Origin of the sequence: Klebsiella sp. CN_Kp106 (genome assembly GCF_040064575.1) — a bacterium.
GTDB classification, from domain to species: domain Bacteria; phylum Pseudomonadota; class Gammaproteobacteria; order Enterobacterales; family Enterobacteriaceae; genus Klebsiella; species Klebsiella michiganensis.
Genome location: NZ_JBEAIG010000006.1, coordinates 1 through 25,999, shown reverse-complemented (window position 1 = coordinate 25,999; position 25,999 = coordinate 1). Strand labels below are relative to the sequence as shown.

Annotated in this window: 29 protein-coding genes and 2 tRNA genes; 19 read left to right on the top strand and 12 right to left on the bottom strand. The window is 56.5% G+C overall.

Features of this window, described 5'->3' with window-relative positions:
• Positions 1–4: 4 nt before the first annotated feature.
• The gene (locus ABLU96_RS04890) at positions 5–601 is read right to left on the bottom strand and encodes a phosphatase PAP2 family protein (protein ID WP_025107295.1); all 597 of its coding nucleotides are present in this window, start codon (positions 599–601) and stop codon (positions 5–7) included.
• 182 nt (positions 602–783) lie between these two features.
• Here ABLU96_RS04890 and ABLU96_RS04885 point away from each other — a divergent pair, with 182 nt between their 5' ends.
• From ABLU96_RS04885 to ABLU96_RS04875, 3 genes are all read left to right on the top strand, one after another.
• Positions 784–1,083, top strand: coding sequence for a metalloregulator ArsR/SmtB family transcription factor (locus ABLU96_RS04885; RefSeq protein ID WP_014226491.1), 300 nt, complete (start codon positions 784–786; stop codon positions 1,081–1,083).
• Positions 1,084–1,092: 9 nt separating this feature from the next.
• The gene (locus ABLU96_RS04880; protein WP_014226492.1) at positions 1,093–1,614 is read left to right on the top strand and encodes a rhodanese family protein; all 522 of its coding nucleotides are present in this window, start codon (positions 1,093–1,095) and stop codon (positions 1,612–1,614) included.
• 90 nt (positions 1,615–1,704) lie between these two features.
• Positions 1,705–1,884, top strand: a complete 180-nt coding sequence (locus ABLU96_RS04875; RefSeq protein WP_042945889.1) for a hypothetical protein — start codon at positions 1,705–1,707, stop codon at positions 1,882–1,884.
• A gap of 46 nt (positions 1,885–1,930) precedes the next feature.
• On the opposite strand, the gene stpA is transcribed toward ABLU96_RS04875, so the two are convergent.
• A complete protein-coding gene (gene stpA / locus ABLU96_RS04870) occupies positions 1,931–2,332 on the bottom strand; it encodes a DNA-binding protein StpA (RefSeq protein WP_042945891.1) in 402 nt (133 codons plus the stop codon).
• Positions 2,333–3,036: 704 nt separating this feature from the next.
• Between stpA and alaE the strand changes: the two genes are divergently transcribed.
• A complete protein-coding gene (gene alaE / locus ABLU96_RS04865) occupies positions 3,037–3,486 on the top strand; it encodes an L-alanine exporter AlaE (protein WP_014839290.1) in 450 nt (149 codons plus the stop codon).
• 41 nt (positions 3,487–3,527) lie between these two features.
• Here the strand turns inward: alaE and ABLU96_RS04860 are convergent, their stop codons facing one another.
• Positions 3,528–3,878, bottom strand: a complete 351-nt coding sequence (locus ABLU96_RS04860) for a DUF2002 family protein (RefSeq protein WP_004123942.1) — start codon at positions 3,876–3,878, stop codon at positions 3,528–3,530.
• Between the two features lie 149 nt (positions 3,879–4,027).
• Between ABLU96_RS04860 and ABLU96_RS04855 the strand changes: the two genes are divergently transcribed.
• On the top strand, positions 4,028–4,354 hold the full coding sequence (locus tag ABLU96_RS04855; protein WP_004123945.1) for a DUF883 family protein: 327 nt from the start codon (positions 4,028–4,030) through the stop codon (positions 4,352–4,354).
• A gap of 63 nt (positions 4,355–4,417) precedes the next feature.
• On the opposite strand, the gene ABLU96_RS04850 is transcribed toward ABLU96_RS04855, so the two are convergent.
• Complete coding sequence (locus ABLU96_RS04850) at positions 4,418–5,776, bottom strand: PLP-dependent aminotransferase family protein (protein ID WP_064406077.1); 1,359 nt, start codon at positions 5,774–5,776, stop codon at positions 4,418–4,420.
• Positions 5,777–5,863: 87 nt separating this feature from the next.
• Here ABLU96_RS04850 and ABLU96_RS04845 point away from each other — a divergent pair, with 87 nt between their 5' ends.
• The 14 genes from ABLU96_RS04845 to leuA all read left to right on the top strand — a co-directional run bounded on the left by ABLU96_RS04845 (position 5,864) and on the right by leuA (position 20,536).
• Positions 5,864–6,295: a carboxymuconolactone decarboxylase family protein gene (locus tag ABLU96_RS04845; RefSeq protein ID WP_004853446.1), complete on the top strand. Its 432-nt coding sequence runs from the start codon at positions 5,864–5,866 to the stop codon at positions 6,293–6,295.
• Positions 6,296–6,478: 183 nt separating this feature from the next.
• The gene (nrdH, locus tag ABLU96_RS04840) at positions 6,479–6,724 is read left to right on the top strand and encodes a glutaredoxin-like protein NrdH (protein ID WP_064406075.1); all 246 of its coding nucleotides are present in this window, start codon (positions 6,479–6,481) and stop codon (positions 6,722–6,724) included.
• Positions 6,721–7,131 carry a class Ib ribonucleoside-diphosphate reductase assembly flavoprotein NrdI gene (nrdI, locus tag ABLU96_RS04835; protein WP_004104769.1) on the top strand — a complete coding sequence of 137 codons (411 nt, stop codon included), beginning with the start codon at positions 6,721–6,723 and terminating at the stop codon, positions 7,129–7,131. The genes nrdH and nrdI overlap by 4 nt, the downstream gene beginning before the upstream one ends.
• Positions 7,104–9,248: a class 1b ribonucleoside-diphosphate reductase subunit alpha gene (gene nrdE / locus ABLU96_RS04830; protein ID WP_032720441.1), complete on the top strand. Its 2,145-nt coding sequence runs from the start codon at positions 7,104–7,106 to the stop codon at positions 9,246–9,248. The genes nrdI and nrdE overlap by 28 nt, the downstream gene beginning before the upstream one ends.
• Positions 9,249–9,258: 10 nt before the next feature.
• Positions 9,259–10,221, top strand: a complete 963-nt coding sequence (nrdF, locus tag ABLU96_RS04825) for a class 1b ribonucleoside-diphosphate reductase subunit beta (protein ID WP_014226498.1) — start codon at positions 9,259–9,261, stop codon at positions 10,219–10,221.
• Between the two features lie 345 nt (positions 10,222–10,566).
• On the top strand, positions 10,567–11,769 hold the full coding sequence (gene proV, locus ABLU96_RS04820) for a glycine betaine/L-proline ABC transporter ATP-binding protein ProV (protein WP_014226499.1): 1,203 nt from the start codon (positions 10,567–10,569) through the stop codon (positions 11,767–11,769).
• The gene (gene proW / locus ABLU96_RS04815; protein ID WP_004853456.1) at positions 11,762–12,826 is read left to right on the top strand and encodes a glycine betaine/L-proline ABC transporter permease ProW; all 1,065 of its coding nucleotides are present in this window, start codon (positions 11,762–11,764) and stop codon (positions 12,824–12,826) included. Before proV ends, proW begins: the two co-directional genes overlap by 8 nt.
• A gap of 62 nt (positions 12,827–12,888) precedes the next feature.
• Positions 12,889–13,884: a glycine betaine/L-proline ABC transporter substrate-binding protein ProX gene (proX, locus tag ABLU96_RS04810; protein WP_014226500.1), complete on the top strand. Its 996-nt coding sequence runs from the start codon at positions 12,889–12,891 to the stop codon at positions 13,882–13,884.
• A gap of 278 nt (positions 13,885–14,162) precedes the next feature.
• Positions 14,163–14,909 carry an AzlC family ABC transporter permease gene (locus ABLU96_RS04805; RefSeq protein ID WP_014226501.1) on the top strand — a complete coding sequence of 249 codons (747 nt, stop codon included), beginning with the start codon at positions 14,163–14,165 and terminating at the stop codon, positions 14,907–14,909.
• Complete coding sequence (gene ygaH / locus ABLU96_RS04800) at positions 14,899–15,234, top strand: L-valine transporter subunit YgaH (protein ID WP_014226502.1); 336 nt, start codon at positions 14,899–14,901, stop codon at positions 15,232–15,234. The genes ABLU96_RS04805 and ygaH overlap by 11 nt, the downstream gene beginning before the upstream one ends.
• Before the next feature lie 91 nt (positions 15,235–15,325).
• Entirely contained in the window at positions 15,326–15,856 is a 531-nt protein-coding gene (gene mprA, locus ABLU96_RS04795) for a transcriptional repressor MprA (protein WP_004104785.1), read from the top strand.
• Positions 15,857–15,988: 132 nt separating this feature from the next.
• The gene (gene emrA / locus ABLU96_RS04790; protein WP_004853464.1) at positions 15,989–17,161 is read left to right on the top strand and encodes a multidrug efflux MFS transporter periplasmic adaptor subunit EmrA; all 1,173 of its coding nucleotides are present in this window, start codon (positions 15,989–15,991) and stop codon (positions 17,159–17,161) included.
• 15 nt (positions 17,162–17,176) lie between these two features.
• A complete protein-coding gene (emrB, locus tag ABLU96_RS04785) occupies positions 17,177–18,715 on the top strand; it encodes a multidrug efflux MFS transporter permease subunit EmrB (RefSeq protein WP_004123984.1) in 1,539 nt (512 codons plus the stop codon).
• A gap of 144 nt (positions 18,716–18,859) precedes the next feature.
• Entirely contained in the window at positions 18,860–20,536 is a 1,677-nt protein-coding gene (gene leuA / locus ABLU96_RS04780; protein WP_049098799.1) for a 2-isopropylmalate synthase, read from the top strand.
• On the opposite strand, the gene ABLU96_RS04775 is transcribed toward leuA, so the two are convergent.
• The 8 genes from ABLU96_RS04775 to ABLU96_RS04740 form a co-directional block, all read right to left on the bottom strand.
• Positions 20,515–21,282 (bottom strand): helix-turn-helix transcriptional regulator, encoded by a 768-nt coding sequence (locus ABLU96_RS04775; protein WP_048260169.1) that lies wholly within the window; start codon positions 21,280–21,282, stop codon positions 20,515–20,517. The genes leuA and ABLU96_RS04775 overlap by 22 nt on opposite strands.
• Positions 21,283–21,336: 54 nt before the next feature.
• On the bottom strand, positions 21,337–21,852 hold the full coding sequence (gene luxS / locus ABLU96_RS04770; RefSeq protein ID WP_004104795.1) for an S-ribosylhomocysteine lyase: 516 nt from the start codon (positions 21,850–21,852) through the stop codon (positions 21,337–21,339).
• Positions 21,853–22,017: 165 nt separating this feature from the next.
• Positions 22,018–23,574, bottom strand: a complete 1,557-nt coding sequence (gshA, locus tag ABLU96_RS04765) for a glutamate--cysteine ligase (protein ID WP_057173699.1) — start codon at positions 23,572–23,574, stop codon at positions 22,018–22,020.
• A 66-nt stretch (positions 23,575–23,640) separates the two neighbouring features.
• Positions 23,641–24,069 carry a YqaA family protein gene (locus ABLU96_RS04760; protein ID WP_025107289.1) on the bottom strand — a complete coding sequence of 143 codons (429 nt, stop codon included), beginning with the start codon at positions 24,067–24,069 and terminating at the stop codon, positions 23,641–23,643.
• Positions 24,066–24,632 carry a fructose-1-phosphate/6-phosphogluconate phosphatase gene (gene yqaB / locus ABLU96_RS04755; protein WP_014226508.1) on the bottom strand — a complete coding sequence of 189 codons (567 nt, stop codon included), beginning with the start codon at positions 24,630–24,632 and terminating at the stop codon, positions 24,066–24,068. The genes ABLU96_RS04760 and yqaB overlap by 4 nt, the downstream gene beginning before the upstream one ends.
• 127 nt (positions 24,633–24,759) lie before the next feature.
• Complete coding sequence (locus ABLU96_RS04750; protein WP_004853477.1) at positions 24,760–25,074, bottom strand: BON domain-containing protein; 315 nt, start codon at positions 25,072–25,074, stop codon at positions 24,760–24,762.
• A gap of 333 nt (positions 25,075–25,407) precedes the next feature.
• A tRNA-Arg gene (locus ABLU96_RS04745) sits at positions 25,408–25,484 on the bottom strand.
• Positions 25,485–25,676: 192 nt separating this feature from the next.
• Positions 25,677–25,753 (bottom strand) — tRNA-Arg (locus ABLU96_RS04740).
• Positions 25,754–25,999: the final 246 nt, after the last annotated feature.

Here is a 25,999-nt window from a genome sequence, read left to right as displayed (position 1 = left end):
TCGCTCAGGGCGTGAAGCGCGGCGGTAGCCAGGCGAACAGGCGTCTGCTTATCGCTTCACACAGGGAGGTTAAGCGGTGCCCAATGCCCGACCAGATAAGCTTCGCGACGCAGACGCCGCAGGCTGAAACCAACGCCGCCCCCACCATGTCCAGCGGAAAGTGAACCCCAAGAAAGATCCGCGACCAGGCCACGGGCAGCGCCGCCAGCAGCAGAAAGAGCCCCGCGGCGCGTGAGCGCAGCGAGAGCAGTGCAAACGCGGCGCTAAACATCACCGTGCCGTGGTCGCTCGGGAAAGAGTTATCCGCCGGATGATTTATCCAGGTATGGCCGAGCGGGATCATAAACGGCCGCGGATGAAACAGCAGCATTCCGCAGATCGATCCCAATCCCAGCGCGATCAGAATACTCAAGGTACAAAACAGCGCCTGCCGATGACCCTGCCGCCCGCCGGAAAACCACAGCCAGAGCAGAATGGCCGGAACCACAAAGATGATCCCGCTCGCTGAAAAACGTGCCAGTGCCAGGATCGCCTCCGGCGTGCCGGGCGATGCGTTCAGCGCTAAAAAGGCGCTTTGATTAAGGGTTTCCAGTGCGTTCATGGCGGTAGCTCGCGACAGTCTTATTTCCGTCATTATCGCCACCCTGGCTTAAGTTACGCTTAACCCGGCGCTCAAGAATCGTCCTGGTTTTGGCCACGCTGTTTAGCCACAGCGGCATCCATTGCTGGCGTAATACGCTTTTTTATTTTAGACTTTACTAAATTTAGAAAAGACTAAAATAAATGAATACTCCCGAACAGCTACAGGCCAGCGCCGGCGAAGCCGCCGCGCTGCTGAAAGCCATGAGCCATCCCAGCAGGCTATTGATTCTGTGCATGCTATGCGATGCGCCGGGCACCAGCGCCGGCGAACTGGCGCGGATAACCGGGCTGAGCCCCTCCGCAACTTCCCAGCATCTGGCGCGGATGCGTGATGAAGGCCTGATCGGCTGCGAACGTCAGGCGCAGCGCATTCACTACTTCATTACCCGGCCAGCGGTTCAGCAAATCGTCGCCGCGCTGAAGTCAATCTATTGTCCTTAAGGAGCCTTTATGCCTATTGCTACTCTTTCGCCTGCCGAAGCCCAGGCGCTCGTCGCCCGGGGCGGCCGGCTGATCGATATCCGCGATGCCGATGAATACGCCCGCGAGCATATTCCCGGAGCGGAGCTCGTGCCGCTGGCGACGCTGACGAATGGCGCAGCGCTGCACGCCAGTCCCGAAGAGACGATTATTTTTCACTGTCAGGCGGGATCGCGCACCCAAAATAACGCGGCCCGTCTGGCGCAGGCCGCCGCACCGGCGCAGGTAAAGCTGCTGGCTGGCGGAATTCAGGCGTGGAAAGCGGCCGGTCTGCCGGTGAAAGAGGATAAATCACAGCCGCTGCCGCTTATGCGTCAGGTACAGATCGTCGCCGGCGCCCTGATTTTGCTTGGCGTCGCTTTAGGTTATGCTTTCAGCAGCGGCTTTTTTCTGCTTAGCGCCTTCGTCGGCGCCGGCTTAACCTTTGCCGGTATTACCGGGTTTTGCGGTATGGCGCGTCTTTTGGCTTTGATGCCCTGGAACCGTCGCTAGCCTCTACCTCTTTGAGAGACTGTTGGTAACGCTTTTGCTGAGCTATGGTTATGTCAGCAAAAAGATTCATCAGCACACAGGAGAAGCAGTATGTTTTCAGTCGGTGACCTGGTACAACCGCGCGCGGGTGGGCCAAAACTTAAAGTCGTTGAAGTCCAGGACGATCGCATTATTGCCGTTCAGGCAAGCAACGAGCAGGGTGAGAAATATACGCTGAAGGCCGCCGATGTGACGGTTTATAAAGAAGACGGCGATTTTGGCGTGTGCTGATTAAGCCGGCTAACGATAACGGTGGGTCTCCCCACCGTTTTCAATATTAGATCAGGAAGCTATCGAGGGATTTTCCCTCAGCCACCGCTTTAGCCAGCGGCTTCGGCATACGTCCCTGCCCGGTCCAGGTTTTCTCGGCGCCGGTATGGTCGGTAAAACGATATTTAGCCGGACGCGGCTGGCGCTTTTTGCTCCCTTTAGGGGAGGCGCTGTTGTGGCCCGCTAATTGTTCAGGGGTAATGCCGTCAGCCATCATTAATTCCAGCCAGGTATTTATTTTTTCCTGATGTTCTGCGCGCAGCGCCTGAGCCGCCTGCTCTTCAGCGCGTTTTTCTTCAGTGACGGTCCTTAGCTTTTCCAGCATATCTTCAAGCACGTCAATGGAGAATTCACGGGACATGGCGCGAAGTGAACGGATATTATTCAATTTCTCTAATAGTAATGACATATAATTCAAAAAATTCCCAAATAGCAAATGAAACAAAGATTACGGCGCTAGTTTAATTGATATGATAATGTATTTCCAGCCTTTCACTAATTCCTGATATAGCACCGGAAATGTTTAGCAATTAATAAGGCAAACAAATCGATAAAAGCGAAATTATCAAACTGAATAAATTCTTTTGCAAATAATACTATTCGCCAGGCAACGTCTTTATCTTATTACCTGTATGCTCAGCAGGTTATCCGTATATTTACGGTTGCGCCTCGCAGGGCGCTACGGGCGTTTATAGAATAGTCATGCAAAAAATCCGAATGCCCACCCAGCAGACAAATCAGCATATAATGCTACCATTCCTCTTTTATACGTGTAAAAAACGCCAAAAGTGACACAACTCACACCACTACGCGATTCTGTCGCGAAATCCCCCCTCACAACCCGGATTGGCTCTCATCCATATGACGTATTTATTTTACAACCAATTGAAAAACAATAAAAAAATCAGTAAAGAGAACAAAAGTAGCGTAACGAACAAAAAATAGCCTGACGCAGAGTATTTTATCGACCAAAAGCCTTTAAATAAAAATTTATAGCTAGTTGCCTCTTTTAATGCAGAGATATAATCTACGCACATCAAAACAGGCACCCAAAAACGCTGAATAACCGCGAATCTTTTGGCATTATCGACTTCATTTTCGAGGAGCATACCAATGTTCTCTGCGCAGTCCCGCTTGCGTCATGCGGTAGCAGACACCTTTGCGATGGTGGTGTACTGCACCGTTGTGAACATGATGATCGAAATTTTTCTCTCCGGAATGACTTTCCAGCAGTCGTTATCTTCGAGACTGGTGGCGATTCCGGTGAACATTATTATTGCCGTGCCTTACGGTTTTTATCGCGATTTCGCGATGCGCCAGGCGCGCCGCATTAGCCCGTCCGGCTGGATGAAGAATATTGCGGATGTGGTGGCCTATGTGACGTTCCAGTCGCCGGTATACGTCGCGATTCTGCTGGTTGTCGGCGCCGACTGGCATCAGATCGCCGCGGCGGTAAGTTCCAACATCGTGGTATCGATGATGATGGGCGCAGCGTACGGTTATTTCCTCGACTACTGCCGCCGCCTGTTTCGCGTCAGCCCCTATCAGCAGGCCAAAGCCTGAGTTGATACAAAAAAGCGACTGGTTCAGCCAGCCGCTTTTTGTCAGCTATACTGCGTTTCGCCAAACAGGCCACTCAGAAAACGCTCAAGCGCCATGCGCGAACTGAACCCGTGTGGAATACCATAATGCTGCTGAGCATCGCCCGCTAAATAGAGCGGGAACTGCTCGTAGTGATCGCAGGTTTTGATATCCGACGCGGGCTCCGCAAGCGTTGTGCTGCGCTCTTTTAAAGCCGGATGAATAATTAACGCGGTACGCCCCATACGAGCTTCACGGTTCACATAAACATAATTATCGCCACGGCGATAGCCGTACGCTTTTTGCGTCACAACATCCATGGTGAAGCCGGCTTTTTCAAGAACACGCGCCACCTCATCGGGTCTTAAATACATACTCATTCCTCATTATCTTTTACCGCACGTTAACCTTACCTTATTCATTAAAGGCAACGCTTTCGGAATATTCCATAAAGGGCTATTTACAGCATAATTCAAAATCTTGTCCTACACTTATAGACTCAATGGAATAGAGGGAGAAACCAATGGCCAACCGAGCAAACCGCAACAACGTAGAAGAGAGCGCTGAAGATATCCATAATGATGTCAGCCAATTAGCGGATACGCTGGAAGAGGTGCTGAAATCATGGGGCAGCGACGCCAAGGACGAAGCGGAGGCCGCGCGTAAAAAAGCGCAGGCGCTGCTGAAAGAGACCCGCGCGCGGCTTAACGGCAATAACCGCGTTCAGCAGGCGGCGTGCGATGCCATGGGCTGCGCTGACAGCTACGTGCGCGATAAACCGTGGCAAAGCGTTGGCGCCGCAGCTGCCGTTGGGGTATTTATTGGCGTATTGCTGAATTTACGTCGATAATAAAACAGCCAGACCCATGAAGATAACAAATACGCGTCTACCCCTGCACTGCAGGGGTTTTTGTTATCTCTGCGGGTAAAGCGCGACATAAAGCTTACGCACAGCCTGATTCGCCATTTCTGCCGACGTCAGGTTGGTGAAGCTCATTATCAGCCCCCCTTCTCCCCGAGTCTCCATCCGCCAGTCGCTCAGCGCCTGTACGGCCAGACCAGCCCGTCTGGCGCGCTGCGCCAGAGGCCGATCGTCTCCGGCGACCCTGACCACCATCTGGATCCCGCCCGCCTGAGGCACGACGGTGAATCCCTGCGCCCGCAGCGCCGACTCAAGCCACAGTCGGCGCTGGGCATAGCTGGCGCGCATTTTCTTCAGATGCCGCCAGAAGTGGCCTTCGCGAATAAAATCCGCCAGCGTCTGCTGCCACAGCGTCGGCACGCTACAGCACATCAGCGCGGCCTGTTCACGAAACGGCGCCACCAGCGGCTCAGGCACCACCAGCCAGGCCGCGCGTAATGCCGGGAACAAAGACTTGCTGAACGCCCCGGCATAGATGACCCGCTGCGGGGCGTCGAGGCTTTTCAGCGGCGGCAGCGGCTTCCCGTGATAGCGGAATTCGCTATCGTAATCATCTTCGATAATCCACGCGTTATTCTGCGCCGCCCATAGCAGGAGCTGTCTGCGCCTGGCCAGCGATAGCGCCACGCCGAGCGGGCTTTGATGAGCCGGGGTCAGCAGCGCGAAATGGGCACTCGGGTAATGCCGCTGCGCCCAGGGAATATCCATCCCGTCGTCGTCGACCGGAACGGGATTGATCGCCACCCCCTCGTCGTTCACTACCGGCCGGATCAGCGGAAACCCCGGATCTTCCATCCACATTTGCTGGCCAGGCCGCGCCAGCGTGCGCAAAATAAGGCGCATCGAGGCCGCGTAGCAACCGGTGATCAAGACCTGCTCAGACCGACACTCAATACTGCGCGACAGACGCAAATAATCGACGATCGCCCGGCGAAGCGTCGGTTCACCGCTGGGATCGCCTGGCGCGAGGTCAAAACGCGTTTGTGTACGCAGACGCCGACCCATCACGCGCGCCCACAGGCCGCGTGGAAACAGATCCAGCGCGGGCAGCCCCAGTTGAAACGGCAGCGGCGCCGCGGGTTCATCGCCCTCGACGGGCTGAACGGGCGCGTTTTGCTGCGGCAGCAGCCGATCGCAGACAAAGGTCCCCGCCTGTCCGCGCCGCTCCAGCCATCCCTGCGCCACCAGATCTCCCCAGGCGTTCTCAATCGTCGCCCGCGACACGCCAAGCTCCTGAGCATAGACCCGACTTGCAGGCAGCCTGCTGCCCGGAGCCAGCTCGCCGCGCTCAATCGCCTGCTTAAGCTGTCGGGCAATGCGCTGGTAGTGCGGAATTTTTTTACCGTCCATCATGGTCTGCTTTTTTCATCGCAATATGGCTATCTTATGCAGTCCATTATAGTGCTATTTTCCTCGTGTCTTAATGAGGAGAGTAAAATGAACACACTACGTCAGCCGTACAATGAACTGAGCCCGGAAGTCTATAACGCCCTGGTTCAGGCCAAAATTGCGCTGGAAAAAAGCGAGCTGGATGGCGCGCTGATCGAGCTGGTGTATTTGCGGGTATCGCAAATCAACGGCTGCGCCTTCTGCCTGGAGATGCACAGCAAAGCCCTGCGTAAATCCGGCGTCGCGCAAAACAAGCTGGACGCGCTGGCAGGCTGGCGGGTGAGCGCCCATTTCAGCGATGCGGAACGCGCGGCGCTGGCGTGGGCGGAATCGGTGACCCATATCGCCGAAAGTCATGCGGAAGACGCCGTTTATCAGCCGCTGCTGGACCATTTCAGCGCCCGCCAGATCAGCGATCTGACCTTCGCCATCAGCCTGATGAACGCCTTTAATCGTCTGGCGGTGAGTATGCGCCTGTAATTTTACGGCAAGAAATCCCGCCCCCCGCCGGATCCTCCCGCGGGGGCTAACCTTTACAAAAACCATATATATTGAGTTGTTGAACTTTTAAATAACTACATCTAGTATTTCCTTCAACGATAACCCATAGCACGCGACGTCAATTTTTACGTCGTACTGTTATCTTAAATGGAAATACGAATCATGCGCATTACTATTTACACTAAAAACGACTGCGTGCAATGCCATGCCACTAAACGGGCCATGGAAACCCGCGGGTTTAAATTCGACATGATCAACATCGACCACCACCCTGAAGCCGTCGATATGCTGCGCGAGCAGGGTTTCCGTCAGCTGCCGGTGGTGATTGCCGGAGAGACCCGCTGGTCCGGCTTCCGTCCCGATATGATCAATCGCCTGCGCCCGACAGCGTCAGCGGCCAGCGTATGAGCCTGATCGTCTACTTCTCCAGCAGTTCCGAAAATACGCACCGGTTCGTCCAGCGTCTGGGGCTGCCCGCCGTGCGTATACCGCTTAACGAACGCGAGCGCATCCAGGTAGACGAACCCTACATTCTTATCGTCCCCAGCTATGGCGGCGGCGGCACGGCGGGCGCGGTCCCCCGGCAGGCGATCCGTTTCCTCAACGATCCGCATAACCGCCAGCTCATTCGCGGCGTCATCGCCGCGGGCAATCGTAATTTTGGCGAGGCCTACGGCCGGGCAGGCGACGTCATCAAGCAGAAATGCGGCGTACCGTATCTCTATCGCTTTGAGCTGATGGGCACCCCGCAAGATGTCGACAACGTGCGTAAAGGAGTAAGCGAATTTTGGCAACGACAACCGCAGAACGTATAACCACCGAGGCGCCGGATTTCCACGCCCTCAACGCGATGCTGAATCTCTACGACAGCAACGGCCGCATCCCGTTTGACAAAGACCATCAGGCGGTAGCGGCGTTTATGGCCAACCACGTTGAGCCGAATACCGTGCCCTTTACCAGCCAGGACGACAAGCTGACGTGGCTGGTCGCCGAAGGCTATTACGACGCCAGGGTGCTGGCCCGCTACGATCGCTCGTTTATTCATGCGCTGTTCGCGTACGCTCAGGACTACGGTTTTCGCTTCCAGACGTTTCTCGGCGCATGGAAGTTCTATACCAGCTACGCGCTGAAAACCTTCGATGGTAAGCGCTACCTTGAAGGCTTTGGCGACCGCACCTGCATGGTGGCCCTGGCCCTGGCGCAGGGTAACGAGGCGCTGGCCCGGCAGCTAACCGATGAGATCCTCTCCGGACGCTTTCAGCCCGCCACGCCGACGTTCCTCAACGCGGGTAAACAGCAGCGCGGCGAGCTGGTCTCCTGCTTTCTGCTGCGCATCGAAGACAATATGGAATCCATTGGCCGGGCGGTGAACTCGGCGCTGCAGCTATCCAAGCGCGGCGGCGGCGTGGCGTTTCTGCTCTCCAATCTTCGCGAAGCCGGGGCGCCAATCAAGCGCATCGAGAATCAGTCCTCCGGCGTGGTGCCGGTGATGAAAATGCTGGAAGACGCCTTCTCCTACGCCAACCAGCTCGGCGCGCGCCAGGGGGCCGGCGCGGTCTATCTGCACGCCCATCATCCCGATATCCTGCGTTTCCTTGATACCAAACGCGAGAACGCCGATGAAAAAATCCGCATTAAAACGCTCTCGCTCGGGGTGGTGATTCCGGATATCACCTTTCAGCTAGCGAAAGAAGATGCGCAGATGGCGCTGTTCTCGCCCTACGACGTCGAGCGCCTGTACGGTAAACCGTTCGGCGATATCGCGGTAAGCGAAATGTATGCACAACTGGTGGCCGACGCGCGGGTCAGCAAGCGCTGGATCCGCGCCCGCGATCTGTTCCAGCGGCTGGCGGAAATTCAGTTTGAATCCGGCTATCCGTACATCATGTTTGAAGACACGGTTAATCGCGCGAACCCGATTGCCGGGCGCATCAATATGAGCAACCTGTGCTCGGAGATCCTACAGGTTAACGCGCCTTCTACCTTTGACGAAAACCTGGATTACGCCAGCATCGGCCAGGATATCTCCTGCAACCTCGGCTCGCTGAATATCGCCCATACCATGGACTCTCCTGATTTCGCCCGCACGGTCGAGGTCGCGGTGCGCGGTCTGACCGCGGTGTCCGAAATGAGCGATATCCGTTCGGTACCGTCGGTCGCGGCGGGCAATGCCGCTTCGCACGCCATCGGCCTCGGGCAGATGAATCTGCACGGCTATCTGGCGCGCGAAGGTATTGCCTACGGCAGCGAAGCGGGGCTGGATTTCACCAATTTCTATTTCTATACCATCACCTGGCACGCGCTGCGTACCTCGATGCTGATAGCGCGGGAAAAAGGCACGCGTTTTGCCGGATTCGAGCAGTCGCGGTACGCCAGCGGTGATTATTTCCGCCCCTACCTGGAAGGCGACTGGCAGCCGAAAACGGCGAAAGTCCGCGCGCTGTTTGCCCGTGCCGGTATTGTCCTGCCCGACCGCGATATGTGGCGGCAGCTGCGCGATGACGTGATGCGCTACGGCATTTATAACCGCAACCTGCAGGCGGTGCCGCCGACGGGCTCTATTTCGTACATCAACCACGCGACCTCCAGCATCCATCCGATCGTGTCGAAGATAGAGATCCGCAAGGAGGGGAAAACCGGGCGCGTTTACTATCCGGCGCCGTTTATGACCAACGACAACCTGGCGCTGTATCAGGACGCTTACGAAATCGGCCCGCAGAAGATCATCGACACCTACGCCGAGGCGACGCGCCATGTCGATCAGGGGCTGTCGCTGACCCTGTTCTTCCCCGATACCGCCACCACGCGCGATATCAATAAAGCGCAAATCTATGCGTGGAAGAAAGGCATCAAAACGCTCTATTACATCCGTCTGCGCCAGCTGGCGCTGGAAGGTACCGAAATCGAAGGCTGCGTGTCCTGCGCGCTGTAAGGAGAACAGGATGACCCATTTATCGCGCATCAGCGCCATCAACTGGAACAAAATTGAAGATGATAAGGATCTGGAGGTCTGGAATCGGCTGACCAGCAACTTCTGGCTGCCGGAGAAGGTGCCGCTGTCTAACGATATCCCCGCCTGGCAAACGCTCACCCCGGCGGAACAGCAGCTAACGATTCGCGTCTTCACCGGCCTGACGCTGCTCGATACCATCCAGAATACCGTTGGCGCCCCGGCGCTGATGGCCGACGCCCTCACCCCGCATGAGGAAGCGGTGCTGTCGAACGTCAGCTTTATGGAGGCGGTGCACGCCCGCTCCTACAGCTCCATTTTCTCGACGCTCTGCCAGACCAAAGACGTCGATGCCGCCTATGCCTGGAGCGAACAAAACGCGCCGCTGCAGCGCAAAGCGCAGCTGATGCTGGAGTACTATCAGGCAGATGAACCGCTGAAGAAAAAAATCGCCAGCGTCTTTCTCGAATCGTTCCTCTTCTACTCCGGCTTCTGGCTGCCGATGTACTTCTCCAGCCGGGGGAAGATGACCAACACCGCCGATCTGATTCGCCTGATCATCCGCGATGAAGCGGTACACGGTTATTACATTGGCTACAAATTCCAGAAAGGGCTGGAAATAGTCAGCGCCGAGAAGCGCGAGGAGATGAAAAACTTCGCCCTCGACCTGTTGATGGATCTGTATGATAACGAACTGGCCTACACCCGCGAACTGTACGCCGATAGCGGCTGGATTGAGGAGGTCAACGCCTTTCTCTGCTACAACGCCAATAAGGCGCTGATGAACCTCGGCTACGAGGCGCTGTTCCCGGCGGAAATGGCCGCCGTCAATCCGGCGATCCTCGCCGCGCTTTCGCCGAATGCCGACGAAAACCACGACTTCTTTTCCGGTTCAGGTTCATCGTATGTGATGGGAAAAGCGGAAGAAACCGTCGACGGCGATTGGGACTTTTAGCCTTACTTTCACCAGGAATATATCAGCATATTTCCTGGTGATTTATTTCACATTATTTGTTTTCGCCTCACTCAATATCTTTCGGTCATCACCGTGTCATATTCAACAGCATGCCCTCGATTTTCGCCTGAATTAACGCAACATAACTAAAAAATATCGACCATAAGTCATTCGCGCTCAGCCCTTATATCACGGGGGATGCACCGGAATTCTCCCTTGCGCATTTCCCTGGCAACGCCACATAAAGGGTTGTCACAGATTCTCAGTATGTTAGGGTGTAAAAAAGCAATTATCATCACCGGGTACCGTATCGATATTAATAAATAACAGGAAACACTCTATTGCATGGCAATTAAATTAGAAATCAAGAATCTCTATAAGATATTTGGCGAGCACCCGCAGCGGGCTTTCAAATATATCGATAAAGGACTATCGAAAGAACAAATACTGGAAAAGACGGGGTTATCGCTTGGCGTAAAGAACGCCAGTCTGACCATTGAAGAAGGCGAGATATTCGTCATCATGGGGCTCTCCGGATCGGGGAAATCTACCATGGTTCGCCTTCTCAATCGCCTGATTGAACCCACCCGCGGCCAGGTCCTGATCGACGGCGTCGATATCGCTAAAATCTCTGACGCCGAGCTCCGTGAGGTGCGCAGAAAAAAAATTGCGATGGTTTTTCAATCCTTTGCGCTTATGCCGCATATGACCGTGCTCGACAACGCCGCTTTCGGCATGGAGCTGGCCGGCGTGCCGACTCAGGAACGCCAGGAGAAAGCGCTGGAGGCGCTGCGCCAGGTCGGCCTGGAAAACTACGCTCATGCCTACCCGGACGAACTCTCCGGCGGCATGCGCCAGCGCGTTGGTCTCGCCCGCGCTCTGGCGATTAATCCCGATATTCTGTTAATGGATGAAGCCTTCTCCGCGCTCGACCCGTTAATTCGTACCGAGATGCAGGATGAGCTCACTAAATTACAGGCCAGACATCAGCGTACCGTGGTCTTTATTTCCCACGATCTTGATGAAGCCATGCGTATTGGCGATCGGATTGCCATTATGCAAAATGGTGAAGTGGTTCAGGTCGGCACGCCGGATGAAATACTCAATAATCCGGCCAATGATTATGTCCGAACCTTCTTCCGCGGCGTCGATATTAGCCAGGTGTTCAGCGCCAAAGATATTGCCCGCCGTAGCCCGGTGGGGCTGATTCGCAAAACGCCCGGCTTTGGCCCGCGTTCCGCGCTGAAATTGCTGCAGGATGAAGACCGCGAATATGGCTACGTCATTGAACGCGGGAATAAGTTTGTTGGCATTGTCTCCATTGATTCCCTGAAAGCCGCGCTAAGCGAAGGTCAGGGAATTGATGCGGCGTTAATTGACTCACCGCAGGCGGTGGATGCGCAAACGCCGCTCAGCGAGCTGCTCTCTCACGTCGGCCATGCACCGTGCGCGGTACCGGTTGTCGACGAGGGGCACCAGTACATCGGCATCATTTCCAAACGGATGCTGCTGCAGGCTTTAGATCGCGAGGGGGCAAACAATGGCTGATCAATCTAACCCGTGGGACACCGCACCGGCGGCGGATAGCGCAGCGCAATCCGCCGATGCCTGGGGCACCTCTACGCCGGCGCCGACCGATGGCGGCGGTGCCGACTGGCTGAGCAGCGCGCCCGCGCCGCAGCCGGAACACTTCAATATTATGGACCCGTTCCATAAAACGCTGATCCCGCTCGACAGCTGGGTCACGCACGGCATCGACTGGGTCGTGATGCATTTTCGTCCGGTATTCCAGGGAATACGCGTACCGGTGGATTACATCCTGAGCGCCTTCCAGCAGCTGCTGCTGGGTATGCCGGCGCCAGTGGCGATTATTATTTTCTCGCTGATTGCCTGGCAGATTTCCAGCGTCGGCATGGGCGCGGCGACGCTGATTTCGCTGATCGCTATCGGCGCTATCGGCGCCTGGTCGCAGGCGATGGTGACCCTGGCGCTGGTGCTGACCGCGCTGCTGTTTTGTATGCTTATCGGCCTGCCGCTTGGGATATGGCTGGCGCGGAGCCCGCGGGCGGCGAAAATTATCCGTCCGCTGCTCGACGCGATGCAGACCACGCCGGCGTTTGTCTATCTGGTGCCCATTGTGATGCTGTTCGGTATCGGCAACGTTCCGGGCGTGGTGGTCACCATTATCTTCGCCCTGCCGCCGATTGTTCGTCTGACCATTCTGGGGATTAACCAGGTGCCGGCGGATCTGATTGAAGCGTCGCGCTCCTTCGGCGCCAGCCCGCGTCAGCTGTTGTTTAAGGTTCAGCTACCGCTGGCCATGCCGACGATTATGGCCGGGGTCAACCAGACGCTGATGCTGGCCCTGTCGATGGTGGTCATCGCCTCAATGATTGCCGTTGGCGGTCTCGGCCAGATGGTACTGCGCGGCATCGGTCGCCTTGATATGGGCCTGGCCACCGTTGGCGGCGTCGGGATTGTTATCCTCGCCATTATTCTTGACCGTCTGACTCAGGCCGTAGGACGGGACTCACGCAGCCGCGGCAACCGCCGCTGGTATGCAACCGGCCCACTGGGGCTGATAACTCGCCCTTTCTGTAAATAAGAGCCCATCCCCCCGACAGCCGGGGGGATAGACTTCCCTTCTGATAAGTAAAAGGAACAACGATGCGACATACAGCGATCCTTGCCACAGCGTTAACCGCCCTCATTTCCACCACCGCCTTCGCGGCGGATCTGCCTGGCAAAGGCATTACCGTTAAGCCGATTCAGAGCACCATTTCGGAAGAGACCTTCCAGACCCTGCTGGTCAGCCGCGCGCTGGAGAAACTCGGTTATACCGTCGATAAGCCGAGCGAAGTGGATTACAACGTTGGCTATACTTCGCTCGCCTCCGGCGACGCCACTTTTACCGCCGTCAACTGGCAGCCCCTGCACGACGATATGTACGCTGCCGCCGGAGGGGATAAAAAGTTCTATCGCGAAGGCGTGTTTGTGAACGGCGCGGCGCAGGGCTATCTGATTGATAAGAAAACGGCCGAGCAGTACCACATTAAATCTATCGATCAGTTAAAAGACCCGAAAATCGCCAAACTGTTTGACACCAACGGCGACGGCAAAGCCGACCTGACCGGCTGCACCCCGGGCTGGGGCTGTGAAGCGGTGATCAACCATCAGCTTGATGCCTATGGCCTGAATAATACCGTCACCCACAATCAGGGTAACTATGCCGCCATGATGGCCGACACCATTGCCCGTTATAAAGAGGGCAAGCCGGTCATCTACTACACCTGGACACCTTACTGGGTCAGCGATGTGCTGAAGCCGGGTAAAGACGTCGTCTGGCTGCAGGTGCCATTCTCCTCCCTGCCGGGTGTGCAAAAAAACATCGACACGAAGCTCTCTAATGGCGCCAACTACGGCTTCCCGGTCAGCACCATGCATATCGTCGCCAATAAGGCCTGGGCCGAGAAAAACCCGGCGGCGGCGAAGCTGTTTAGCATCATGAAGCTGCCGATTGCCGACATCAACGCCGAGAATGCCATGATGCACGAGGGACATGGTTCAGAAGCAGATATCCAAGGCCACGTCGACGGCTGGATCAAAGCCCACCAGCAGCAGTTTGACGGCTGGGTGAACGAAGCGCTGGCCGCGCAGAAATAATCTCCCACTTTATAGCCAATTCCCGGAGGCGATGCTACGCATCTGCCCGGGCTACAAAAGCCGTAGCCCGGGCAAGGCGCTTTGCGCCGCCCCCGGGGAAGACTGCATCCTGCACAACACGACATCTCCTGTTCTAAATGATGGATTGATATGCAAATAAACTGCATAACTTTAGCCATCAACGTTTTCGTTACTGTTAAGCCACACCGCTCTCTGCTAAGGTAAATCCACCTGTTTAATCATGTGATTTTCACGTGAGTTATTAATAAGCAATTCCTATGGAAAATCCTGACGCATTGACGCACTCTCCTCCCGCTGACGCGGCCACGCTGGCTGAAGGCCTGAAAGATAGCCTGCCGATCGTCATCAGCTATATTCCCGTGGCCTTCGCCTTCGGCCTCAACGCCACTAAGCTCGGCTTCACTCCGCTGGAAAGTCTGTTCTTCTCCTGCATTATTTACGCGGGCGCCAGCCAGTTCGTGATCACCGCGATGCTGGCGGCGGGAAGCTCGCTGTGGGTCGCCGCGCTCACCGTCATGGCGATGGACGTTCGCCACGTTCTCTACGGCCCTTCCCTGCGCAGCCGCATCCAGCGCGCGCTGAGCAAGAAAAAAACCGCGGTATGGGCATTCGGCCTGACCGATGAGGTCTTTGCCGCCGCCACTGCTAAACTGGTACGCGACAATCGACGCTGGAGCGAAAACTGGATGATCGGTATCGCTTTGATGTCCTGGGCGTCATGGGTCTTCGGTACGCTGATCGGCGCTTATTCGGGCAGCGGCCTGCTGACCGACTTTCCGGCGGTGGAAGCGGCGCTGGGCTTTATGCTTCCCGCGCTGTTTATGAGCTTTTTGCTGGCTTCTTTCCAGCGCAAGCAGTCGCTTAGCGTAACCGCCGCGCTGGCAGGGGCGCTGGGGGGGATCATCCTGTTTTCCATTCCCGCCGCCATCCTTGCCGGGATCGTCTGCGGCTGTCTGACCGCGCTGGTGCAGGCCAGCATTGAGGGGATGCCCGATGAACAGTGATGTTTTAATTATCGGCCTCGTGGTCGGCTGCGTAAATTATCTGTTCCGCTATCTGCCGCTGCGCCTGCGCGCCGGGAACGCGCGTCCGACGCGTCGCGGGCCGGTCAGCGTGCTGCTGGACACCATCGGCATCGCCTCTATTTGCGCGCTGCTGGTGGTCTCCAGCGTACCGGAAATTCTCCACGATGCCCGCCGCCTGCTGCCCACGCTGGCTGGCTTCGCCGTGCTGGGCCTGGCTTTCTGGAAAACGCGCAGCATTATTTTGCCTACACTATTAAGCGCCCTAACCTACGGTGTTGTCTGGAAAATCGGCACATGGCTATAAGCTTAAAGTATCAATTTCTGTCAATAATTCATTTGATTTATTTGTCACAATAGTTATTATATCGACTGTAATTAATGAGGTCATAACCAAAATGGATAGTTCGTTTACTCCCATTGAGCAAATGCTCAAGTTCCGCGCCAGCCGTCACGAAGACTTTCCTTTTCAGGAGATTCTGCTCACCCGTCTTTGCATGCATATGCAGGGAAAATTGCTGGAAAACCGCAACAAGATGCTGAAAGCGCAAGGGATTAACGAGACATTGTTTATGGCGCTGATCACGCTCGAGTCTCAGGAAAACCACAGCATTCAGCCTTCCGAGCTGAGCTGCGCGCTGGGCTCTTCGCGTACCAACGCCACGCGCATTGCCGACGAGCTGGAAAAACGCGGCTGGATTGAGCGCCGCGAAAGCGATAACGATCGTCGCTGCCTGCATTTACAGCTTACCGAAAAGGGGCATCAGTTCCTGCGCGAAGTGTTACCCCCGCAGCACAACTGCCTGCATCAACTCTGGTCTTCTTTAAGCACCAGCGAAAAAGATCAGCTCGAGCACATCACCCGTAAGCTGCTTGGTCGCCTTGACCAAATGGAAGAGGATGGCGTGCTTGCGGAGTCTCTGCGCTAAGCGCGGAACCAACCGCTCAACAATTTTTCTGGATTGACAAGGAAAACGGACAGGCCAGCAGATCTTCTGCTGGCCTTTCTGATAAACAGGTCGGCTCAGCCGATGTGAAATAATAAGATCGTGGAGAATAACATGAGCGCAAATGCGGAGAGCCAAACCCCGCAGCAACCGGGCAGCAAAAAAGGGAAACGTAAAGGCGCCCTCCTGCTGCTGACCTTGCTCTTTATTATTGTTGCCGTGGCATACGGGATTTATTGGTTTTTGGTACTGCGTCACTTCGAAGAGACCGACGACGCGTACGTGGCAGGGAATCAGGTACAAATTATGGCGCAGGTGTCCGGCAGCGTGACGAAAGTCTGGGCCGACAACACCGACTACGTGCAAAAAGGCGATCCGCTGGTCACCCTCGACCAGACCGATGCCCAGCAGGCGTTTGAAAAAGCGCAAACCCAGCTGGCCGCCAGCGTACGTCAAACGCGCCAGCAGATGATCAACAGCAAGCAGCTGCAGGCCAGCATCGACGTGAAAAAAACCGCGCTTTCCCAGGCGCAGACCGACCTTAACCGTCGTATTCCGCTGGGGGCCGCCAACCTGATTGGCCGCGAAGAGCTGCAGCACGCGCGCGACACGGTTGCCAGCGCGCAGGCCGAACTGGACGTGGCGATTCAGCAATATAACGCCAATCAGGCGATCGTTCTGGGCACGAAGCTGGAACAGCAGCCTGCGGTACTGCAAGCGGCCACCGAAGTGCGTAACGCCTGGCTGGCCCTGCAGCGGACGAAAATCGTCAGCCCGATTAGCGGCTACGTTTCGCGTCGCTCCGTACAGCCCGGCGCGCAAATCAGCAGCACCACCCCGCTGATGGCCGTCGTGCCGGCGACCAACCTGTGGATTGACGCCAACTTTAAAGAAACCCAGCTGGCGCACATGCGTATCGGTCAACCGGCCACCGTGATCAGCGATATTTACGGTGACGATGTGAAATACACCGGTAAAGTGGTCGGCCTCGATATGGGCACCGGTAGCGCCTTCTCGCTGCTGCCCGCGCAGAACGCCACCGGCAACTGGATCAAAGTGGTTCAGCGCCTGCCGGTACGTATCGAGCTGGATGAAAAACAGCTGGCAGAGCACCCGCTGCGCATCGGCCTTTCGACCCTGGTTGAGGTGAACACCACCGACCGCGGCGGCGAGATGCTGGCAAGCCAGGTGCGCAGCTCTCCGGTTTACGAAAGTAATGCCCGCGAAATCGGCCTTGAGCCGGTCAATAAGCTGATAAACGACATCATCCAGGCCAACGCCGGATAATTCGGGGTGAGCGTAATGCAACAGCAAAAACCGCTGGAAGGCGCGCAGCTGGTCATTATGACCATTGCGCTGTCGCTCGCGACCTTCATGCAGGTGCTGGACTCCACCATCGCCAACGTGGCCATCCCCACCATCGCCGGTAACCTTGGCTCATCGTTGAGCCAGGGGACCTGGGTTATCACCTCGTTTGGGGTGGCGAACGCTATCTCCATTCCGATTACCGGCTGGCTGGCAAAGCGCGTAGGTGAAGTGAAGCTGTTCCTCTGGTCGACGGTGGCGTTCGCCATCGCCTCCTGGGCCTGCGGCATGTCAAACAGCCTGACGATGCTGATTTTCTTCCGCGTGATTCAGGGGATCGTCGCCGGTCCGCTGATCCCGCTGTCGCAAAGTCTGCTGCTCAGCAACTATCCGCCCGCCAAGCGCTCTATCGCCCTGGCGCTGTGGTCAATGACGGTGATCGTCGCGCCGATTTGCGGCCCCATCCTCGGCGGCTATATCAGCGACAACTACCACTGGGGCTGGATCTTCTTTATCAACGTGCCGATTGGCATCGCCGTGGTGGTCATGACGCTACAGACCCTGCGCAACCGCGAAACCCGCACCGAGCAGCGGCGGATTGACGGCGTTGGCCTGGCGCTGCTGATTATTGGTATCGGTAGCCTGCAGGTGATGCTCGACCGGGGTAAAGAGCTGGACTGGTTCGCCTCAAACGAGATCATCATCCTGACCATTGTCGCAGTGGTGGCGATAAGCTTCCTGATCGTCTGGGAGCTAACCGACGACAACCCGATAGTCGACCTGTCGCTCTTTAAGTCGCGAAACTTCACCATCGGCTGCCTGTGTATCAGCCTCGCCTATATGCTCTACTTCGGCGCTATCGTGCTGTTGCCGCAGCTACTGCAGGAGGTATACGGCTATACCGCCACCTGGGCCGGTCTGGCCTCGGCCCCGGTCGGGGTGATCCCGGTAATCCTGTCGCCGATTATCGGCCGCTTCGCGCATAAGCTGGATATGCGTCGGCTGGTCACCTTCAGCTTTATTATGTACGCGGTCTGTTTCTACTGGCGCGCGTGGACCTTCGAACCGGGTATGGACTTCGGCGCCTCGGCGTGGCCGCAGTTTATCCAGGGCTTCGCGGTGGCCTGCTTCTTTATGCCGCTGACGACCATTACGCTGTCCGGCCTGCCGCCGGAACGGCTGGCGGCGGCATCGAGCCTGTCGAACTTCACGCGTACCCTGGCGGGCTCCATCGGCACCTCGATTACCACCACCATGTGGACGAACCGCGAGGCGCTGCACCATGCTCAGCTTACCGAATCGGTGACGCCGTATAATCCCAACGCCCAGCAGATGTACGATCAGCTGCAGGGATTAGGGATGACGCAACAGCAGGCGTCCGGCTGGATAGCGCAGCAGATAACCAACCAGGGGCTGATTATCTCCGCCAACGAAATTTTCTGGTTCTCGGCGGCGATATTTATCCTACTGCTCGGGTTGGTGTGGTTTGCCAGGCCGCCGTTTAGCGCCGGGGGCGGCGGCGGCGGCGCGCACTAAGGTTTGACCTGAAGGGATCTGCGGATCCCTTTTTTATTGCCCAACACGCAGGTTGTCCGGTTTACGCTAGTTGATGTCCAGTTCGCTGGAGATGCCTTTTCGCCTTGTCATGCACGATGAAGATCCGCTAAGAAGGAGAAAATCATGCTGACTCAACCCGGTGAAAAATACCGTTCCTATCCGCCGATTGCCCTGCCCGACCGCCGCTGGCCGGAGCAAAAAATAGCCCGCGCCCCCCGCTGGCTCTCCACTGACCTGCGCGACGGCAACCAGGCGCTGGCCGAGCCGATGGACAGCGCGCGCAAGCTGCAGTTCTGGGACTTGCTGCTGGAGTGCGGATTTAAAGAGATCGAGGTGGCATTTCCCTCGGCTTCGCAAACCGATTTCAACTTTGTGCGTCAACTGATTGAAGAACGGCGTATCCCGCAGGATGTGACGATTCAGGTGCTGACCCAGGCGCGGGAAGATTTAATCCTCAGGACCTTCGAATCGCTGCGCGATGCCCACCGCGCCACCGTTCACCTCTATAACGCCACCGCTCCGCTGTTCCGCGAGCTGGTTTTTGGAATGAACAAAGCGCAGGTGGTCGAGCTGGCGACCCGCGCCACCCGGCTTATCCGCCAGCAGTGCGAACAGCAGCCGCAGACCCGCTGGCAATACGAGTATTCCCCGGAAACCTTCTGCTTCACCGAGCCGGAATTCGCGCTGGAGATTTGCGAAGCGGTGGCGGAAATCTGGCAGCCCTGCGCCGAACGGCCAATGATTATCAATCTGCCCGCGACGGTAGAAGTGAGCACGCCTAACGTTTATGCCGATCAAATTGAGTATTTTTGTCGTCACTTCTCGCGCCGCGCCGATGTGTGCATCAGCGTCCATCCGCATAACGACCGGGGAACTGGCGTCGCCAGCGCGGAGCTGGCGGTGATGGCCGGCGCCGACCGCGTCGAAGGCTGCCTGTTCGGCAACGGCGAACGCACCGGTAACGTCTGTCTGGTGACGCTGGCGATGAATCTCTACAGCCAGGGCGTCGATCCCCGGCTCAGCTTCTCCGAGATGAACCGGGTGGTCGAAATTGTCGAAAGCTGCAACCAGATCCCGGTTCATCCGCGCCACCCGTGGGCGGGAAGCCTCGCCTATACCGCCTTTTCCGGCTCGCATCAGGATGCGATCAAAAAAGGGTTCGATGCCCGCCGGCCCGGCGATCGCTGGGAAATGCCCTATCTGCCCATCGACCCGCAGGATATCGGCTGTAGCTACGAGGCGGTGATCCGCGTCAACAGCCAGTCCGGTAAAAGCGGCAGCGCGTGGCTGATTGAGCAGAATCATGGCCTGAAGCTGCCGCGCGCGCTGCAGCAGGATTTTAGCCTGCACGTTCAGCACGAAACCGATACGCATGGTAAAGAGATGACCCAGAACGCGCTGTGGCAGCTGTTTCGCGCCCGCTACGGACTTCTGCCCCAGCCGCCGCTTGCGCTGCTGGATTACCAAAGCGATAGCCAGCAGGACGGCCAGCTTTCTCTGCAGGCGACCCTGCGCATCGCCGGTGAAACGCGACGACTGCAGAGCCGCGGCAACGGCCTGCTGTCCGCCGCCGCCAGCGGGCTGAGCGGCCTGTTAAACCAACACATCGTGATTAAAGATTATCATGAACACACCCTCGGCGAACGTAGCGACAGCCGTTCAGTGGCCTATATTCGCTGCGTCTTCCCGAATGGCGACAGCCGCTGGGGGGTAGGAATTGATAGCGACGTGGCGCGCGCCTCGCTGCAGGCGTTGTGCAATGCGATGAGCGCAGGCCATTACGCCGGCGAGCGGAAGTAGTCGCTGGGGGCCACGCCTATCACCCGGCGAAACATGGCGCTAAAAGCGCTATGGCTACCGTAGCCGAGATCCAGCGCCACCCGCAGTACCGAATGTCCCTGTGCCAGGCGAACCAGCGCTTCCATCAGCTTCGCCCGGCGCACCCACTCGCTCCAGGTGAGCGAGGTCTGCTGCTGAAAATGACGATTCAGCGTGCGCTCGCTCATGCTGCTCTCCTTCGCCGCCTCGGCGCTGCTCCAGGGTTCGCCGGGCGCTTCTCTTACCTTCTGGCATAAACGGCGCAGCGCTTCGCTTTGCGGCTCCGGCAGGCCAAACGGCAGCACCGCCATGCCGCGAATTTCATCGAGGATCAGTTCGTAAATGCGTTCATCGCGGCTGCCCGGCGCGTAGGATTCCGCCAGCGTCAGCGACGCGACGATCAGTTCACGCAGCAGCGGAGTCACCTGGACTATCTGGCAGGATGAGGGGAGATCGGCCCGGGCAAGGGGATCGATAAACAGGGTTCGCGCGGCCGCGACGCCGGTCACCCGTAGGGTATGCGGCGTACCGGCGGGCAGCCAGACGCCACGCCCCGGCGGCACAATCCAATAACCCTGCGCGGTTTCCACCCGCACCACGCCGCTGAGGATATGCAGCAGCTGGGCGCAATCGTGCTGATGCCAGGGTTCGCTATCGCCATGGGCGTAATCATGGGCAAAAGGCACCAGCGAACGGTGTTGAAAATTGAAGGTTAAAGTCGTCGACATCGCGGCGTCAGGGAGTAGCGGCCCGACGCGGTTCGCCGGGCCGTGGCAGAAGCACTAGATGTGCAGTTCTTGCAGTTTTTCTTTCGGCAGCGCCAGCTCATCGTTGCTGTTGACGCGGACATCGCGCTCAATAATATGGCGAGCGATTTCCTGAGCTTCCTCCAGCGAGTGCATGGTGTAGGTTCCGCACTGATAAACGTTCAGCTCCGGGATCTGATTCTGATCTTTCACCTTCAGCACGTCGGCCATCGCCGCTTTCCAGGCATCCGCGACGCGCTGCTCGTCCGGCGTACCGATCAGGCTCATATAGAACCCGGTGCGGCAGCCCATCGGAGAGATGTCGATAATTTCCACACCATTGCCGTTCAGGTGATCGCGCATGAAGCCGGCAAACAGGTGCTCAAGGGTGTGAATGCCTCTTTCCGGCATCACTTCCTGGTTTGGCACGCAGAATCGCAGATCGAAAACGGTGATTTCATCGCCGTGAGGCGTGTTCATTTTCTTCGCGACACGCACCGCAGGCGCTTCCATTCGGGTATGGTCGACTGTGAAACTATCTAACAACGGCATTCTTCACCTCCGATAGTGATTTTTTTTAAAATAAAATGAACTCTTTTTGAGGCCGCGAGTCTGAGTATATGAAAGACGCGCATTTATTATCATCATCATCCCTGAATCAGAGATGAAAGTTTGGCCACAGTGATGTGGCCGTTTTCTTTTTTACGGCTCGTAAAACTACGCGTGCCGTGTCAGCAGCGCTTCAAACGGCTCGCTATCCGCCGCCTCCACCTTCTTCTGACGCTGTACCGATGCTTCACGCTCGGCGACAAAATCCGCTTCGCTTAAAATTTCCAGCGGCTCTTCGCGCAGCATCGTCCGATACCGATCGGCCAGCTCTCTGCCGGTACCGCCAATCCCCTCTTCAAGCATAGAACGCAGAATGCGCGCCGAGAAGGTTAATTCCGGGTTATCGAAGCAGGCGACCAGCTCATCGCAGACCTGCTGATAGGCCTGGCATCCGTGGATGCTATCCAGCGTTTGCGCCACGCGGCGTAAATCGCGGAACAGATCTTTGCCGACCTGAGCCAGCGGGAACTGAGCGGTTTCGCAGCCAATACCCAGCGTCAGGCCCGGCTTACGGCCTTCCAGAATCACCCGATTCCAGTTGGTGCGCGTGCACAGCAGCTCGTCGCTGCTCATCTCCGGCGCATCGGCCAGCACGCACCAGACCATAAACAGATCGAGGAAACGCACCTGCTGCTCATCAACGCCAATCGGTGAGAACGGATTGATATCCAGGGAGCGAACTTCAATGTACTCAATACCGCCGCGCAGCAGCGCGTCGGAAGGCGTTTCGCCGCTGCGGGTCACGCGTTTCGGGCGAATCGGCGCGTACAGCTCGTTTTCGATCTGCAGCACGTTGCTGTTGATTTGCAGACGCTTACCGTCTTTCTCCAGCCCGATATTTTCATACTCTTCGGAAGGCGTTTTAATCGCCCGCTTCAATCCTGCCACATACTCGTAGAGATCGTTAAACGTAATTCCGAGATTGCTTTGCGATTTATTGGTATAGCCCAGATCGCTCAGACGCAACGAGGTCGCATACGGCAGGTAGTACATGCCGTTGCCGGCTTTCTCAAACGGCAGCGCCGTCGGTTTGCCCTGCAGGAACGATGAGCAGATCGCCGGAGAGGCGCCGAACAGGTATGGAATCACCCAACCAAAACGGTAATAGTTGCGAATGGAGCGGAAATAGCCCGCGGAAATCGCCTCTTTACCGCTTTCAGCATCCTCAACGCCGCACTTAGCCTGCCAGAAAGCCATCGGCAGCGAGAAGTTATAGTGCACGCCGGAGATGGTTTGCATCAGCGCGCCGTAGCGATTTTTCAGCCCTTCGCGATACAGCGTTTTCAGGCGGCCGATATTAGAGGTCCCGTACTGCGCCAGTTCAATATCCTGGCCGGGCGCGATATAGCAAGGCATGCTCAGCGGCCACATCCGCTCGTCGCCAATATGGCGTGCGGTATAGCGATGAACATCGCGCATGAGGGTGAGCATATGCTGGATATCGCCATCAACCGGCGTAATAAATTCCAGCAAAGCTTCGGCAAAATCGGTGGTAATCCATTTATGAGTCAGCGCTGAACCCAGTGCCTGCGGATGACCGGTAGTGGCCAGCGTGCCGTCAGCGTTGACGCGCAGCGTTTCGCGTTCAAGACCACGTTGAATACCCTGCAGCGCCTGCGGATTTTTTTCCAGCCAGGCCAGCGCCTGTGATACGTCCGGGATCAATTTGACCTCCCGCCTGTCGAAATCGTTTGAATTAGCATAATTGTAATGGTTGAACCGTCAGTCCAATTAGTGCCACCACGTCATGCCCTGAAGCGTTATCGCCGCAATGACGATATAGCGTAATGCTTTGCCAAGGCATAAAAAAAAGAGCACTGGTCCCCAGGAAATGCGCATCCATCCCGCCAGTAAACACAGCAAATCGCCTATAACAGGCGCCCAGCTTAATAATAGCGTGACCGCGCCGTAACGCCTCAGCCAGCCGGTCGCCTTCTCCTGCCAGCGCGATGTTTTGCGCAGCGGAAACAGGCGCCCCAGAATAACGTTAGTTACCCCTCCAAGGCTATTACCGATTATTGCTATTAAAACCAGTAACCACGGCTGACTCACCCCCGCCAGGAGCATGGCGATCAACACCACTTCCGAGTTACCGGGAAGCAGCGTGGCGCTTAAAAAGCTGCTGGCAAACAGCGATATCAGCGACAGCGCGTCGCTCACAACAATCGCACGTCCACGGCATCCATTCCGGCGCGCTTCGCCGCCTGCAGACCGAAGTCCGCATCTTCAAAGACCACGCATTTTTCCGCCGCAACGCCCATGCGCTCAGCGCAGAGTAAGAAAGTATCAGGAGCGGGTTTATGGTTGGCGACATGATCGGCGGCAACCACCGCCGAGAAGTAGTGACGCAGGCCCAGATGGGCCAGCAGCGCTTCAGCAACGGCGCTCTCGCTGCCGGTACCGACTGACATCGGACGACGACCGTGCCACTCTTTAACCACTTCAATCAGCGGCAGAGGACGGACGCTATCAAGCAGCATCGCTTTCACCGCGTCCGTCTTTTCCCGCGCCAGAAGGTGAGGATCTAAATCAGCCTGGTTTAATTCGATAATGGCCTGAGCAATCCGCCAGGTTGGAGAGCCGTTAAGCGCGACCATAGCCTGCATATCAAAACGCATACCGTAACGTCCGAGAACCTCGTTCCATGCCTTACGATGCGTCGGCTCGGTATCGAGGATCGTGCCATCCATATCAAAAATCAGTCCTGCATAACGTTCGTACATCGTCTTCTCACCAACCGGTTAAGGAGGTCTTACTGTAACGCAAAAGGTCAGGTTTGTCGCTGCCAGCGGCAGATGCGACAAGGGCGCTCGAAGGCGCCCTTGTCGATACAGATGCAATCTGATGCGTTTATTTGATTCTTAAATCGTTCTCCACCACGCGAACGCCCTGCACTTTTCGCGTCACTTCTACCGCACGTTTAGCGCTTTCGGCGGATGAGACAAAGCCGCTCAGCTGTACACGACCTTTAAAGGTCTGGACGCTAATTTCCGAAGACTTAATCTCTTTATCATTGAAGAGCGCGGTTTTGACTTTGGTGGTCACGACGGTATCGTCAATGTACCCACCAGTACTTTCCTTTGTGGACGAACCTGCGCAGCCCGCCAGCGATACGGCGACCAGAAGCGTCGCGCAAAACGCAGATATTGCTTTGAACCATTTCATGGATTTCTCTCCTTGCACTTATCTCACCCAAAATCAGATCGATATACAGGAATAAATTATAGTGGAAAGAGGGAGTTGCCAATGAAAAAAGTGCTGAAGAATAAGGTGAATGATTGCGCTTAAGGGGTTTTGAGGCAAGGAGAGTGGCTGGCGATTATCTCGCAGACCGTGAAACAACAGCGTGGCTGCTATCTCGGAGAAGATGGTGCATCCGGGAGGATGACTCACTGGGTTCGCCCTTCGGGCCGTTGCTGAAGCAACGTTATCCTCCCTGGTGCTGGCGATTATCTCGCAGACCATGGAACAACAGCGTAGCTGCTATCTCGGAGAAGATGGTGCATCCGGGAGGATTCGAACCTCCGACCGCTCGGTTCGTAGCCGAGTACTCTATCCAGCTGAGCTACGGATGCATCGGGAAACTTGCTTTACTGCCGATATTGATACCGCTGCTAAAACCGTATCAAGTAAGAGATGGTGCATCCGGGAGGATGACTCACTCGGTTCGCCCTTCGGGCCGTTGCTGAAGCAACATTATCCTCCCCGGCGCTGGCGATTATCTCGCAGACCATGAAACAACAGCGTAGCTGTTATCTCGGAGAAGATGGTGCATCCGGGAGGATTCGAACCTCCGACCGCTCGGTTCGTAGCCGAGTACTCTATCCAGCTGAGCTACGGATGCATCGGGAAACTTGCTTTACTGCCGATATTGATACCGCTGCTAAAGCCGTATCAAGTAAGAGATGGTGCATCCGGGAGGATGACTCACTCGGTTCGCCCTTCGGGCCGTTGCTGAAGCAACGTTATCCTCCCCGGTGCTGGCGATTATCTCGCAGACCGTGAAACAACAGCGTAGCTGCTATCTCGGAGAAGATGGTGCATCCGGGAGGATTCGAACCTCCGACCGCTCGGTTCGTAGCCGAGTACT

What these genes read in the sequence shown, in the direction of transcription:
- ABLU96_RS04890 (WP_025107295.1), bottom strand. Translation starts at nt 601, where the DNA reads ATGAACGCACTGGAAACCCTTAATCAAAGCGCCTTTTTAGCGCTGAAC.
- ABLU96_RS04885 (WP_014226491.1), top strand. Translation starts at nt 784, where the DNA reads ATGAATACTCCCGAACAGCTACAGGCCAGCGCCGGCGAAGCCGCCGCG.
- ABLU96_RS04880 (WP_014226492.1), top strand. Translation starts at nt 1,093, where the DNA reads ATGCCTATTGCTACTCTTTCGCCTGCCGAAGCCCAGGCGCTCGTCGCC.
- ABLU96_RS04875 (WP_042945889.1), top strand. Translation starts at nt 1,705, where the DNA reads ATGTTTTCAGTCGGTGACCTGGTACAACCGCGCGCGGGTGGGCCAAAA.
- stpA (WP_042945891.1), bottom strand. Translation starts at nt 2,332, where the DNA reads ATGTCATTACTATTAGAGAAATTGAATAATATCCGTTCACTTCGCGCC.
- alaE (WP_014839290.1), top strand. Translation starts at nt 3,037, where the DNA reads ATGTTCTCTGCGCAGTCCCGCTTGCGTCATGCGGTAGCAGACACCTTT.
- ABLU96_RS04860 (WP_004123942.1), bottom strand. Translation starts at nt 3,878, where the DNA reads ATGTATTTAAGACCCGATGAGGTGGCGCGTGTTCTTGAAAAAGCCGGC.
- ABLU96_RS04855 (WP_004123945.1), top strand. Translation starts at nt 4,028, where the DNA reads ATGGCCAACCGAGCAAACCGCAACAACGTAGAAGAGAGCGCTGAAGAT.
- ABLU96_RS04850 (WP_064406077.1), bottom strand. Translation starts at nt 5,776, where the DNA reads ATGGACGGTAAAAAAATTCCGCACTACCAGCGCATTGCCCGACAGCTT.
- ABLU96_RS04845 (WP_004853446.1), top strand. Translation starts at nt 5,864, where the DNA reads ATGAACACACTACGTCAGCCGTACAATGAACTGAGCCCGGAAGTCTAT.
- nrdH (WP_064406075.1), top strand. Translation starts at nt 6,479, where the DNA reads ATGCGCATTACTATTTACACTAAAAACGACTGCGTGCAATGCCATGCC.
- nrdI (WP_004104769.1), top strand. Translation starts at nt 6,721, where the DNA reads ATGAGCCTGATCGTCTACTTCTCCAGCAGTTCCGAAAATACGCACCGG.
- nrdF (WP_014226498.1), top strand. Translation starts at nt 9,259, where the DNA reads ATGACCCATTTATCGCGCATCAGCGCCATCAACTGGAACAAAATTGAA.
- proV (WP_014226499.1), top strand. Translation starts at nt 10,567, where the DNA reads ATGGCAATTAAATTAGAAATCAAGAATCTCTATAAGATATTTGGCGAG.
- proW (WP_004853456.1), top strand. Translation starts at nt 11,762, where the DNA reads ATGGCTGATCAATCTAACCCGTGGGACACCGCACCGGCGGCGGATAGC.
- proX (WP_014226500.1), top strand. Translation starts at nt 12,889, where the DNA reads ATGCGACATACAGCGATCCTTGCCACAGCGTTAACCGCCCTCATTTCC.
- ABLU96_RS04805 (WP_014226501.1), top strand. Translation starts at nt 14,163, where the DNA reads ATGGAAAATCCTGACGCATTGACGCACTCTCCTCCCGCTGACGCGGCC.
- ygaH (WP_014226502.1), top strand. Translation starts at nt 14,899, where the DNA reads ATGAACAGTGATGTTTTAATTATCGGCCTCGTGGTCGGCTGCGTAAAT.
- mprA (WP_004104785.1), top strand. Translation starts at nt 15,326, where the DNA reads ATGGATAGTTCGTTTACTCCCATTGAGCAAATGCTCAAGTTCCGCGCC.
- emrA (WP_004853464.1), top strand. Translation starts at nt 15,989, where the DNA reads ATGAGCGCAAATGCGGAGAGCCAAACCCCGCAGCAACCGGGCAGCAAA.
- emrB (WP_004123984.1), top strand. Translation starts at nt 17,177, where the DNA reads ATGCAACAGCAAAAACCGCTGGAAGGCGCGCAGCTGGTCATTATGACC.
- leuA (WP_049098799.1), top strand. Translation starts at nt 18,860, where the DNA reads ATGCTGACTCAACCCGGTGAAAAATACCGTTCCTATCCGCCGATTGCC.
- ABLU96_RS04775 (WP_048260169.1), bottom strand. Translation starts at nt 21,282, where the DNA reads ATGTCGACGACTTTAACCTTCAATTTTCAACACCGTTCGCTGGTGCCT.
- luxS (WP_004104795.1), bottom strand. Translation starts at nt 21,852, where the DNA reads ATGCCGTTGTTAGATAGTTTCACAGTCGACCATACCCGAATGGAAGCG.
- yqaB (WP_014226508.1), bottom strand. Translation starts at nt 24,632, where the DNA reads ATGTACGAACGTTATGCAGGACTGATTTTTGATATGGATGGCACGATC.
- ABLU96_RS04750 (WP_004853477.1), bottom strand. Translation starts at nt 25,074, where the DNA reads ATGAAATGGTTCAAAGCAATATCTGCGTTTTGCGCGACGCTTCTGGTC.